The organism is Vibrio sp. LQ2 (assembly GCF_023920125.1).
GTDB classification, from domain to species: domain Bacteria; phylum Pseudomonadota; class Gammaproteobacteria; order Enterobacterales; family Vibrionaceae; genus Vibrio; species Vibrio fluvialis.
The window spans coordinates 194,507-207,222 of the sequence record NZ_CP085308.1; the positions used below are offsets into that span (position 1 = coordinate 194,507).

Sequence of the window (12,716 nt, forward strand, 5' to 3'; positions counted from 1 at the left end):
CGTCAGAACTCAACAATTCTAATAACTTTATCAGGAGCATAAATGTATGAAAGGTTTCTTTAGTAAACTTTCACAATCCATTATGTTACCCATCGCACTGCTGCCTGCAGCGGGTATCATGCTGGGTATCGGGGGGAGCTTTACCAACCCTACAATGATCGAAGCGTACAACATCGGTGTGCTTCAAGACGGAACTGTTCTGAACAGCTTCCTACAAATTATGACAGCAGCGGGCGGTATCGTATTCGCTAACCTTCCTGTTATGTTCGCTCTGGCGATTGCTGTAGGTTTCGCTCGTGCAGAGAAAGGTGCTGCGGCACTGGCAGCGCTGATTTCTTACCTAGTAATGAACGTGGCGATTGCTAAGACTCTGGTTGTAGCAAGCATGATCAACCTGGATACCAACACTGTAGTACTGATGGGTAGCGAATACCCGGGCGTACTGGCAGATATGCTGGGTATCTCCAACACTCTGAGTATGGGTGTATTTGGTGGTCTGATTGCAGGTGCAGTTACTGTTGTTCTTCACAACAAATACCACGACGCAAAACTGCCTGATTACCTAGGCTTCTTTGGTGGCGCGCGTTTCGTTCCGATCATCAGTGCATTTGCTGCACTGTTCTACGGTATCGTACTGACTTTCATCTGGCCTTTCTTCGGTGCTGCATTCGGTGCAATCGGTGCTGCTCTGGGTGAAATGACTGCATCTGGTCACGGTTACATTGCGTCTCTGATCTTCGGTATCATCGAACGTTCTCTGATTCCTGTTGGTCTGCACCACGTATTCTACCTGCCACTATGGCAGACAGAGATCGGTGGTACTGCTCAAATCGCTGGTGAAGTGGTTAAAGGTACTCAGAACATCTTCTTTGCTTCTCTGGCAACGGGTGACTTCTCGCAATTCACTTCAACTAACTTCATGACTGGTAAATTCCCATTCATGATGTTCGGTCTGCCAGCAGCAGCGTACGCGATGTACACACTGGCTGATGATGAGAACAAGAAAGCGGCAGGTGGTCTGTTGTTCTCTGTTGCTCTGACTGCATTCCTGACTGGTATTACTGAGCCAATCGAATTCACATTCCTGTTCCTGGCTCCAGCGCTGTACTACGCGATTCACGTTCCTCTAGCTGGTCTGTCATTCATGTTGATGGATATGCTGAACGTTAAAGTTGGTATGACATTCAGTGGCGGTTTCATCGACTTTACCCTGTTCGGTATGCTTCCAGGCTTAACCGGTGTTGAAAACCACTGGTACTTCATCCCTCTAGTGGGTATCGCTTACGCATTCGTTTACTTCTTCGTATTCCGTTGGTTCATCATCAAGTTCGACGTGAAAACTCCAGGTCGTAAAGGCAGCGCAGTAGCGGTAGTATCTAAGAAAGATTACCACGCAGCGAAAAGCGGTTCAGCAGGTGACAACCAGAAAGCAAAAGACATGATCGAAGCTCTGGGTGGCGCAGAAAACATCGTTGATGTAGATGCATGTATCACTCGTCTGCGTATCACTGTTAAAGATGGTGCACAAGTGAAAGGTAACGATTACTGGACTCAAGAGCTGGGTGCTCGCGGTCTGGTTAAAGTTGGCGACACTGGTATCCAGGCAATCTACGGCGCTGAAGCTGCAGGTTACAAAGCTCAAATCAACTCTCTGCTTGGTAAGTAATGAGTATTGGTGACAAATTCAGAAGAACCGGTGCCTTTATCATCGATGCCATGGTGGCGAAGATGTTCACTCAGGTGGTGGTGACGGTTCTGCTGGCAGTCGTAACAGGGCTCTTCAGTGAAAAAACTGGAGGTCTATCGCTAAACGATACGATGGCGTTGCCTGTCCTGTTACTGATTGTACTGCTGATGCTGTTGGTCTTTATCGGCATATATCTCGGTTTCGGTGCTATCTGTTTTAACCTGATAGGGAAGTCTCTGGGAAAATATCTGCTGCGAGTCGACAGTGGTCAGTGGATAAAGCCTAAGGATTTGTCGACTTACCTATCTCGCGAAAAAGAGAAGATTGTTTTTTTCTGTGCCACACTGGGTTTGTATGCGGCCTATTCGGCCATTCAACTCTACATGTATGACGTTGAGCCTCTGCATGAAACCCGAGCACGAAAAAGGCTAGAGCACTAATGAATGAACAGCCCGCATTTTATGCGGGCTTTTTTATGCCCCTGTTACTCTCGTTCCTAAATAGGAATGTCCCCTGTATTCCATTGTCCTTATTCCGCATCTTTTAAACCTAATATCGTCGCCTAAATAGACCTGACAGAGATTTCTGTAACAAATGCTCGGCATAGTGAATAAAGTTTGAGTGTTATCAAACTATATTTAGAGACGAAAAATATAATCCCCGAGTGGTTACATTTCTATTGGGTGCTAACATTTAGGCTACGGGGGTATGCCGTTAGAACCCATTTATTCCAATAAGTTAATCAGGAGCATAAACATGTTTAAGAACGCTTTTGCTAACCTGCAAAAAGTGGGTAAGGCGCTGATGCTTCCAGTATCGGTGCTCCCAGTTGCGGGTATTTTGCTTGGGGTCGGTGCTGCCAATTTCAGCTGGCTGCCGGATATTGTTTCGAATTTGATGGAGCAAGCGGGCGGCTCGGTATTTGGGCAGATGGCATTGCTGTTTGCCGTAGGTGTAGCATTAGGTTTCACTAATAACGACGGTGTATCCGGACTTTCCGCCATCGTAGGTTACGGCATCATGGTCGCGACACTGAAAGTGATGGCGATGGCGATGGGCGTCGAGAAAATCGATACGGGTGTGCTGGGCGGTATCCTTGCTGGTGGCGTCGCTGCCTGGGCATTTAACCGTTTCTATAAAATTCAATTACCCGAGTATCTCGGTTTCTTCGCAGGTAAACGCGCCGTGCCGATTATTACGGGTTTCCTGTCGATTGTTCTGGGTGTCATTCTTTCTTTTATCTGGCCACCCATCGGCGCCGCTATCGCGACATTCTCAGATTGGGCCGCACATCAGAACCCGGTTCTGGCGTTTGGTATTTACGGTGTGGTTGAACGTTCTCTTATCCCATTTGGTCTCCATCACATCTGGAACGTTCCTTTCTTCTACGAAGCGGGCACGTGTGTCAACGGTGCAGGTGAAACCGTACACGGCATCATGACGTGTTTCCTGACGGCGGACGATGCATCTCGCGCTGCAGGGAATGGTTTTGGTCAGCTTGCGGGTGGTTATCTGTTCAAAATGTTTGGTCTGCCGGCTGCCGCGTTTGCTATTGCGCACTGTGCCAAACCAGAGAACCGCGCCAAAGTGATGGGTATCATGGCATCAGCGGCGCTGACTTCATTCCTGACTGGTATTACTGAACCTATCGAGTTTTCGTTCCTGTTCATCGCGCCGGTCCTGTACGGTATTCACGCGGTGTTGGCTGGTCTGGCTTATGTGCTGACCAATTCGCTGGGTGTGGTACATGGTCATACCTTCTCGAACGGTTTCATTGACTTTGTTGTTCAGTCGCCACGCGCCGAGAACATGCCAATGTTGGTGGGTTTGGGTGTTGCCTATGCTGTGCTGTACTACGTGGTGTTTACTTTTGTTATTCGAGCGTTGGATCTGAAAACGCCGGGTCGTGAAGATGAAGCGGCAGATGAATCTTCCGCGCAAGGCACGGAGCTGGCTGGTGAGTTGGTGGCGGCATTCGGTGGTAAAGCCAACATTACTAACCTGGATGCCTGTATCACTCGCCTGCGCGTATCCGTTGCCGATACCGAGCAAGTTGATCAGGACAAACTGAAAAAACTCGGCGCCGCAGGTGTGGTTGTAGTTTCAGGAGGCGTACAGGCTATTTTTGGTACTAAGTCCGATAATCTGAAAACCGAAATGGATGAGTGGATCCGTAACCACGGTTAATCACGACTCTTTCATTACCCTCAAGTAAAAGGAGACTCTGTAGTCTCCTTTTATTTTTTCTGGTGTCGGGCCGTCAAGTCTGGCCATTTCAACAATAGCTTTGATTTCCCCTTACTCTGGATTGACATAGGAACCACGCCATTCGGCTAAAGTTTGTTCCGACATCAAAACCTATACAGGAAATGAATATATGAAGACATTAGGGATGACGGCACTGCTTTTGGGATTGCCGCTGACGGCTTTTGCGCAGCAGGGTAACAGCCTGAAAGTCGGCATGGCAGTGGACCAACAACTGAGCGCAGTTCTGGAAGTGAACAACCAATACCGTTTTACTCTGGGAAATGATGGCGCAGCGTTTGATTACATTATTCAACGCGGCAGCTTTAATAACCCGAATGTACCTTTTGATTGGTATGTTGGCGCGGGCGGCTGGGCTGAATGGGATGATGACTTTGGTGTGCGCGTTCCACTTGGTTTGGACTGGCAGATCAACCAAAACTTCAATCTGTATGGTCAGGTGCACCCTGAGCTCAACTTGCACTCAGGTCCAGAATTGCAACTGGGAGCGGCGCTGGGTATTACCTACCGTTTCTAATCGCAGAACACAAAAAAGCCGGCATACGTGCCGGCTTTTTTACTCCTTTTCAGGAATTACTGTTTATTCATTGCTTTCTTGATACAGATGGCTGCGCCACCCCAAGTAATGCCTAAACCGATAATCATCATTACGATAGCACTAGTCGTCATTAGTAGTTCTCCTTACGGCTGGTTAGGTTGATCGCCACACCAATGACGAACAGAGCTGCAATCATGACCCAACCCAGAGTCAGGTCGTAGCCACCGTAGCCTTCAGTCAATAGTGTTCTTAGTTTGGTTGCCACGATGATCGCCAGAATCACTGGAGAGATAAAGCGCAGACAGATATCGAACCACACACCCACACTGAAGTCAGAAATGGAGTTCACGTATTTACGTGCATCAGAGATCTTCATCAGCCAAGTCATCAGAACCAGTTCAACCAGACAACTTGCCATGATGCCCACGTTGTTGGCGAAGTGGTCAACCAAGTCAAGCAGCAGCAGGCCGCCGTTGGTTGCAAACGCCATTGAGACGATGAAACCTACGCCAATCACGATGTTCGCAGCTTTCTTACGGCTCCAACCCAGTTTGTCGATAACCGCAGAGGTTACCGCTTCCATGATAGAGATGTGCGAGCTCAGGCCGGCAACCACTAGTGCCAGGAAGAATAGTGGGCCAAGGATGTATGGCGCTGGCAACAAGTTGATTGCTGCTGGCAGAGTCACAAACGCCAGACCAACACCTGCAGATACAACTTCAGTCAATGGCTTGCCCTGTTCTTGTGCCATGTAGCCCAGAACCGAGAAGATCATGATACCGGCCAGAATTGAGAAGCCACAGTTGATCAGTACCGTCATGAACGCGTTATTGGTGATGTCTGATTTCTCTGGCAGGTAGCTAGAGTAAGCCAGCATGATCGCGAAACCGATACTCAAGGTAAAGAAGATCTGGCCGTATGCCGCTGCCCAAACTTTCACATCCCAGATTTTGCTGAAATCAGGTTCGAACATGTAGTTCACACCATCCAGAGCACCTGGTAGGAAAATCATACGAGCGATCAGAAGAAGAACCATCACGAACAGGATTGGCATCATGATTTTCGATGCACGCTCGATACCGGACTTCACGCCGCCGACGATAGCAGCATAAGTGATTGCCCAAGCAATGGTCATCGCAATGGCAATTTTCCACTGAATGCCACCCAGATTCGTTGGTGAGTTGTCACCCAGACCCAGATAATCACTAAAGAAGAAAGCGTTAGTGTCTGTACCCCAGCTTTGCTCGAAAGACATGCCGAAATAAGAGATTGCCCAACCGATAACCGCCACGTAGTAAACGGCGATCACCGCTGCAACACCAACTTGGAACCAACCCAACCATTCGAACTTGGAATTGATGCGTGCCAGAGTGGCTGGTGCAGAACCGCGGTTTTTCTGACCCATAGAAAATTCTAGGATCATGAACGGGATACCTGCCGTGATCATGGCAAACAGGTAAGGGATGAAAAAGGCGCCGCCGCCGTTCTCGTAGGCCATGTATGGGAAACGCCAGATGTTACCCAAACCGATCGCAGATCCGACTGCTGCCAGAATAAATCCGGCACGGGATCCCCATTGTTCTCGCTTCATAGATTACTCCTTTACAACTCCCTGAGGTATGAAGCTTTTCTGTAGCTTATGCTGCTTATTTCATAATGATAGGTGATAACCAATCAGAATGTGGTCTGATTGTTATAAATTTGCTCTATCATCCATGAATCAGCAAAAAGTTAGTTTTAAATATTATTAGCTGACAGAAAACTCAGAATATTGTTCTTAGTTTTACGATGTGTGTTTGCGAAATCTGAAATAATCAGCTACGCATTGGTTTCGAGACTACAGAGATCTTTCGCACAAGGCAATAGATTGTAAACGTGATTTTGTTCTGCGTTGTTGGCCTCTTTGTTGTTTTTTTGCTCTTTAATTAGTTATATGTTTGTTAAATTATTAAATCAATAAATTAATCGACTGGTCAGAACTCTTAATGCAATTGATATAACTGTATTTAATGAAAGTGCGTATGACTGAAAAATATACACTCCTCAGTGAATCTCTCCAATTTTTGACCTTCCTCGCGCAATGTCATCAGAAGTGAATCGTCATCCCAAGATTGGCAGAAAACTGATTCATCCAGTCAGATTTAAAGTGAATTAGACATTTGCTGGTGGAGTCACCCGAAGTGCAGACAGCACTCGTATCGTTGTCGACAACCGTCCCCAACCAGCGCAGTTGAGTGTTGAGAGCAATGTTGGAGGTGAAGCGATATTCCAGTCCGGTAAAAATGCTGGCTGAAAATCCGTATTTATTCTCTGCCCAGTCGACATCGGCATACGATGCGCCAACCCCTAAGCCCAGATAGCTCGAGAATGCCTCGTCGATCGGGTAGTACAAACTGCTTTGAAATTGCAGGTAGTGCATCGCAGCGCTGTGGTTGATGTTGTCAATGTCGGTCTGCTGCGTGGCATAAAGCAGGCCGAAACGACCCGTTTGATAGGGGATCTCAGCTGCCAGCGCGAAGCTTGCCGAAGGTTTAACGTCATAGGCATTGCCCTGGCTGTCTTCCACTTCGCCGCCGACGGTATAACCAACAAACGGTGTAAGGTAGACGGCGGCTTTCACAGGAGCAACGAGCGACAGAGCAACAAGCACAAAATAGCGATTACGCATGACAAACCTCGAAATTTTTCTGGGCTAGTTGAGTAATTGTGATAGTAACTTCATAATCGTGCACGAAAAACCAGCAATTCTTGAACATGGGTCGCACCACTGTTATTACTTCGATATCACGAAGGAGGTGGTGTATGGAACGCGATTTCAAATTTGCACTTTGCGTCGTTGTGACCGTGTTTGCAGTATTGATTGGCTTTGGACTCATCGCCATTACAAGTTAAGCAATAAGGGTTCTGCTTATGATTAATAGTGGAACTGTTTCTGAATTGGACTCTCGGGTCGATTTAACTCGGCTCTCCAAATTTATCGGCGGAAAAAACGCGTTGGTCGCTCAAGGTGGCGGGCAGCGAGGGATTTTTACCGCCGGTGTGTTTGATGCCTTTATGATGTCCAATTTCGATCCATTCGAAGAATTCTTTGGCACGTCAGCGGGCGCGCTGAACATCAGCTCGTTTTTGTGTCGTCAACCTGAGTTGGGTAAGTCTTTTATTGTCGACTTAACCACTGACCCGCAGTTTTTCCACCTGTTTAGTTACATTCGGCGTAAGCAGTATTTAAATCTCGACTGGGCACTGGATAAGATTTGTGATTATCCGTATCGATTGGATTTGGACATGGGCCGTCAGGTGCTTGGTCAGCGAAAAGCGTTTGCAGCGGTGACCTCGACCCGAACATTGAGCGATTTCTATTTTCCGATTCTTGGTCCGGACTGGCGCAACGTGCTGATTGCGACTTGTGCAATCCCACGTTTGTATCCTCATGAAGTGGAACTGGCTCATCAACATTATATTGATGGTGGCGTGTCGGCTTCGATTCCGGTTCAGGAGGCCTGGCGCCGCGAAGCACGCTTCATTGCCGTGATTCGTACTGAGAATCTGGAAGATGAATCGGAATTGCCAATTCGTATAGAACCGCAACATGAGCCCGTGAAATGGTTTCGGGATTCGTTTAATACCATTCAGAATCAGTGGCAAAACAAACTCGTCCAATGGAAAGATGACTGGAACAGTTTCTTCTATCAGCAGATCGAGAAATCTAAGCTGGCGAAGATGGAGCACAAACATCTTGGTACTTTAAACGGTGGTCGTTGGCTGTTTGGCGCTGATGATATCTACCGTTTAAGCCACCTGATTGGCGATAAGTTTGATTCAGGTCTGGCAGACATGCTGATGGTGCACTACCAGACGTATTCGTTGACGTGTGATTTTCTGCGCACGCCACCGGATGATACGTTTATTGTGCAGATAGCACCCAGTGAACCGCTCAAATCCAGTTCGTTGTTGAGCAGCACAGACGACCTGATGCACGATTATGAACTTGGGCGGGAAGCCGGTTTTCGTTTTGTTAAAACCTATCTTGATGCCAGCGAGCTCAAGTCGGAACGGTTGAAACAACATGCGCTTTCGATGCCGGATCATGGTGAATAAGCGACAACAGCGATAAATAAAAAGGCCCGGTTTACAGGCCTTTTACGGTTTCGCAATCAGAGGACAGGTAAGATACGCATACAGTTCGTGGAACCTTCGACCTCCATAATGTCACCTTGGGTGATGATCACCAGATCGCCAAAGGCGAGGAGTTTCTTCTCTTTCAGCGCTTCCAGCGCCGCTTGTGCGACTTCAAAGCCAGTGCCATTTTTGCTGTCAAAATAGAACGGCATGACCCCGCGATAGAGTGCACAGCGGTTCAGGGTACTTTCATTCCGCGACATCGCGAAAATCGGCAGCACCGAGTTGAGACGTGAAGTCATCAGTGAGGTGCGCCCGGATTCGGTCAGGGTCACCATCGCTTTAACACCTTCCAGATGGTTGGCTGCATAGATGGTTGACATGGCAACGGTCTCTTCAGCGGTGGTAAAGGAGCGATCAATGCGATAGTTCTGTTGGTTGGATTCAATCATCTTCTCTGCGCCGATGCACACTTCTGCCATCGCTTTGACGGTCTCAACCGGGTATTTGCCCGCGGCGGTTTCACCGGACAGCATGACGGCATCGGTGCCATCCAATACTGCGTTGGCAACGTCCATCACTTCGGCTCGCGTCGGCATCGGGTTTGCGATCATTGATTCCATCATCTGTGTCGCGGTAATTACAATGCGGTTCAGCGCTTTGGCGCGGTGAATCAGTTTCTTCTGCACGGCGATCAGTTCCGGGTCACCGATTTCAACCCCCAAATCACCACGAGCGACCATGATTACGTCGGATGCTCGTACGATATCATCGATGTTTTCGTCACAGGAGACCGTTTCCGCACGTTCGACTTTGGCAACCAGTCGAGCTTCGAGGCCGGCATCGCGGGCCAGGCGGCGAGCATAATCCATATCCGCACCGTTGCGCGGGAACGATACGGCGAGATAATCCACTTTGATTTCAGCGGCGAGCTGAATATCACGTTTGTCTTTTTCTGTCAGCGCATCGGCAGACAGGCCGCCGCCTTTTTTGTTGATGCCTTTGTTATTTGATAACGGACCACCAACCAGTACGGTGGTGTGTACTTTACTGCCTTCGACTGCAACCACCAGTAGTTGTACGCGGCCGTCGTCCAGCAGTAGAATGTCTTCACGTTGCACATCTTTTGGCAGATTTTTGTAATCAATACCGACAGCATCCTGATCCCCTTCGCCTGGTGCCAGATCGGCATCCAGTACAAATCGTTCACCTTCGATAAGTTCAATTTTGCCCTCTTTAAAGGTCGAGACACGAATTTTCGGCCCTTGCAGGTCGCCCAGAATCGCGACGTGTTTTCCCAACTTGGCGGCAATCTCGCGCACTTTCTGCGCTCTGGCTTTGTGATCTTCGGCTGAGCCGTGCGAGAAGTTCATACGTACTACGTTGGCTCCCGCGCGGATGATCGCTTCCAGAGTTTCTCCTTTGTCTGTTGAAGGCCCTAAAGTCGTGACAATTTTTGTTCTTCTTAATGCTGAGGTCATTCTGATCTCCTGAAATGATCGGACAGAGGAATTGAGACTCCTTAAGTATATGCAAGATATTTGAAGAGTTTGGGAGCCCTGAAGGATATTTACGCTTTGCAACAAGATAATTAATGCCGAAAAATAACTGACCAGCTGGTATTGAATCCGGGAATAGATGGATCACTATTTGACTGAAAACACAAAGTTCCACGTATATGCGTGATGCCTGTCACGGCTATTCACCAAATTGCTTCACAATTACTTCGCAAAGTAAAAAAATTGGCAGGTTATTGAATTCTGGAGCGCCCCATGTACATGGCTCAACCAGGCCATATTGATCACATCAAACAGGTCAATGCTGGCCGTGTATATAAACTCATAGACCAAAAAGGTCCCATATCCCGCATCGATCTGTCGAAAGAAAGTGAACTTGCGCCAGCAAGTATTACCAAAATCACCCGCGAATTGATTGAAGCTCACCTGATACACGAAACCACCGTCCAAGAAGCCATCAGCCGAGGTCGTCCTGCTGTGGGGCTACAAACTAACAATGAAGGCTGGCAATTTCTCTCCATGCGTCTCGGACGTGGCTACCTGACCATAGCGCTCCATGAGTTAGGTGGCGATGTACTGATTGATACCAAAATCGATATACACGAAATCGATCAGGATGATGTATTAGAGCGACTGCTGTTTGAAATTGACGAATTTTTCCAGACTTACGCTGCACAGCTTGATCGCGTCACCAGCATTGCCATTACGCTCCCTGGCTTGGTGAATTCCGATCAGGGCATTGTGCTGCAAATGCCACACTACAATGTGGCAAACTTGGCTTTAGGGCCGGAGATTTATAAGGCGACCGGCCTGCCGGTCTTTGTGGCCAACGACACTCGTGCTTGGGCATTGGCGGAAAAACTGTTTGGTCATTCACAAGACGTCGACAACTCAGTACTGATCTCAATTCACCACGGTTTGGGGGCGGGGATCATTCTTGATGGTCGCGTGCTGCAAGGTCGTCACGGTAATATCGGGGAGCTGGGCCACATTCAGATTGATCCGAATGGCAAACGCTGCCATTGCGGTAATATTGGCTGTTTGGAAACGGTTGCCAGTTCGCAGGCCATCCGTGAACAAGTGGCAGAACGCCTTGCTGCCGGTGAAGCCTCGTCGCTGAGCGAAAAAGCGCACGAAGACATTACGATCGAAGACATTTGTGCCGCGGCCGCGGAAGGCGATCCGCTTGCGGTCGACGTGGTAGAAACACTGGGCCGTTATCTCGGCTCGGCCATCGCGATTGTGATTAACCTGTTCAACCCGGAAAAAGTGCTGATTGGTGGCGTCATCAATCAGGCGAAAAATGTACTCTATCCTGCGATTCAGCGTTGCATCGAAGAGCAGAGCCTGCCGGTTTACCATCAGGATTTACAACTGGTGGAATCGCGTTTCTATAAGCAAGCGACCATGCCCGGTGCCGCACTGATCAAACAGGCGCTGTACGATGGTTTGTTGCTGATGAAAGTGGTTGAAGGGTAAGTTTTTCTTCGTTTTTTCCTCTCTCCGGTTTACATTTGCCGTTCAGGTTACATTTACCATTCGCGAAGATAGCTATACTGTTTAGCTATAGAGCGTTATTCACTTTTGGGATTTTGTATGTCGGGTATTTTAAATACGGTCGATCAGCGTACCAATCTGGTAGGGGAAAACCGCCTCGAATTGTTGCTATTTAGCTTAAATAGTCGCCAAATTTTTGCTATCAACGTATTTAAGGTTCGGGAAGTCATTAAGATGCCGAAAACCACCAAAATGCCGGGTTCGCACCCGAACATTACTGGTGTGGCGTCGTTACGTGGTGATCCTGTGCCGATTATCGATTTGCGCCGCGCGATTGGTTTTCCGCCTTCGCGTTTAGAAAACCCCGAGCAAAATCTGATCATCACCGAATATAACCGTACCGTGCAGGGCTTTCTGGTCGGGCAGGTGCGTAATATCGTCAATACCGCTTGGACCGAGATTCAGCCGCCACCAAAATCGACCGGACGTTCAAACTACCTGACGGCGATTACTCAAATCAAAGAGCAGGACCAAACTAAAATCGTTGAAATTATCGACGTTGAAAAAGTGCTGGCAGAGATCATCGATTACGATGTGTCGATCTCACAAGAAGTGCTGGATCCTGCTCTGGTGGATGAAATGGTCGGACGTAATATTCTGATCGTGGATGACTCATCAACCGCACGTAACCAGGTGAAAGGCACGCTGTCACAGCTTGGTCTGAATATCATCGAATGTCGCGATGGCTTGGAAGCGTTGAAGTTACTAAAAAGCTGGTGTGATAAAGGCAAAGACATCAACAAAGAGCTGCTGATGATGATCACCGATGCCGAAATGCCGGAAATGGATGGCTATAAACTGACGCATGAAGTGCGCAACGACCCGCGCATGGCGGACCTGTTTATTACCCTCAATACTTCTCTGAGTGGCAGCTTTAACGAAGCCATGGTGCAGAAAGTCGGTTGTAACCGTTTTATTTCCAAGTTCCAGCCGGACCGATTGGTGGAAGCGGTGCAAGATCGCATGCGTGAAATTCTTTAATCACAGCCAAGTAAACTTGCATTCAAAAGCGCTGAATTGTCAGCGCTTTTTT

General features: G+C 48.2%; 12 protein-coding genes. 8 read left to right on the forward strand and 4 right to left on the reverse strand.

The features are described from left to right. Window positions 1-46: 46 nt before the first annotated feature. The 4 genes from LGV68_RS01020 (at window position 47) to LGV68_RS01035 (ending at window position 4,469) form a co-directional block, all read left to right on the forward strand. Window positions 47-1,666 (forward strand): PTS transporter subunit EIIC, encoded by a 1,620-nt coding sequence (locus LGV68_RS01020; protein WP_143682593.1) that lies wholly within the window; start codon window positions 47-49, stop codon window positions 1,664-1,666. Beyond that, window positions 1,666-2,127: a hypothetical protein gene (locus tag LGV68_RS01025; protein ID WP_020433344.1), complete on the forward strand. Its 462-nt coding sequence runs from the start codon at window positions 1,666-1,668 to the stop codon at window positions 2,125-2,127. Before LGV68_RS01020 ends, LGV68_RS01025 begins: the two co-directional genes overlap by 1 nt. A gap of 316 nt (window positions 2,128-2,443) precedes the next feature. Beyond that, entirely contained in the window at window positions 2,444-3,874 is a 1,431-nt protein-coding gene (gene ptsG / locus LGV68_RS01030) for a PTS glucose transporter subunit IIBC (RefSeq protein WP_047462629.1), read from the forward strand. Between the two features lie 190 nt (window positions 3,875-4,064). Beyond that, a complete protein-coding gene (locus tag LGV68_RS01035) occupies window positions 4,065-4,469 on the forward strand; it encodes a hypothetical protein (protein ID WP_020329885.1) in 405 nt (134 codons plus the stop codon). Window positions 4,470-4,525: 56 nt separating this feature from the next. On the opposite strand, the gene LGV68_RS01040 is transcribed toward LGV68_RS01035, so the two are convergent. The 3 genes from LGV68_RS01040 to LGV68_RS01050 all read right to left on the reverse strand — a co-directional run bounded on the left by LGV68_RS01040 (window position 4,526) and on the right by LGV68_RS01050 (window position 7,158). Further along, window positions 4,526-4,621, reverse strand: coding sequence for a MetS family NSS transporter small subunit (locus LGV68_RS01040; RefSeq protein ID WP_104408473.1), 96 nt, complete (start codon window positions 4,619-4,621; stop codon window positions 4,526-4,528). Further along, a complete protein-coding gene (locus tag LGV68_RS01045; RefSeq protein ID WP_252536045.1) occupies window positions 4,621-6,081 on the reverse strand; it encodes a sodium-dependent transporter in 1,461 nt (486 codons plus the stop codon). The genes LGV68_RS01040 and LGV68_RS01045 overlap by 1 nt, the downstream gene beginning before the upstream one ends. 495 nt (window positions 6,082-6,576) lie before the next feature. Next, window positions 6,577-7,158, reverse strand: coding sequence for an outer membrane beta-barrel protein (locus LGV68_RS01050; RefSeq protein ID WP_024374738.1), 582 nt, complete (start codon window positions 7,156-7,158; stop codon window positions 6,577-6,579). A 134-nt stretch (window positions 7,159-7,292) separates the two neighbouring features. Here LGV68_RS01050 and LGV68_RS01055 point away from each other — a divergent pair, with 134 nt between their 5' ends. Continuing rightward, window positions 7,293-7,382, forward strand: a complete 90-nt coding sequence (locus LGV68_RS01055; RefSeq protein ID WP_032081448.1) for a YnhF family membrane protein — start codon at window positions 7,293-7,295, stop codon at window positions 7,380-7,382. Between the two features lie 18 nt (window positions 7,383-7,400). Beyond that, window positions 7,401-8,588, forward strand: coding sequence for a DUF6363 domain-containing protein (locus LGV68_RS01060; protein ID WP_020329888.1), 1,188 nt, complete (start codon window positions 7,401-7,403; stop codon window positions 8,586-8,588). Between the two features lie 56 nt (window positions 8,589-8,644). Here LGV68_RS01060 and pyk read toward each other — a convergent pair whose 3' ends face one another. Next, the gene (gene pyk, locus LGV68_RS01065) at window positions 8,645-10,090 is read right to left on the reverse strand and encodes a pyruvate kinase (protein ID WP_020329889.1); all 1,446 of its coding nucleotides are present in this window, start codon (window positions 10,088-10,090) and stop codon (window positions 8,645-8,647) included. Between the two features lie 291 nt (window positions 10,091-10,381). On the opposite strand from pyk, the gene LGV68_RS01070 reads away from it, so the two are divergent. After that, entirely contained in the window at window positions 10,382-11,605 is a 1,224-nt protein-coding gene (locus tag LGV68_RS01070; RefSeq protein ID WP_020329890.1) for an ROK family protein, read from the forward strand. Window positions 11,606-11,722: 117 nt separating this feature from the next. Further along, complete coding sequence (locus tag LGV68_RS01075) at window positions 11,723-12,664, forward strand: chemotaxis protein CheV (RefSeq protein WP_252536046.1); 942 nt, start codon at window positions 11,723-11,725, stop codon at window positions 12,662-12,664. The last annotated feature ends 52 nt before the right edge of the window (window positions 12,665-12,716 follow it).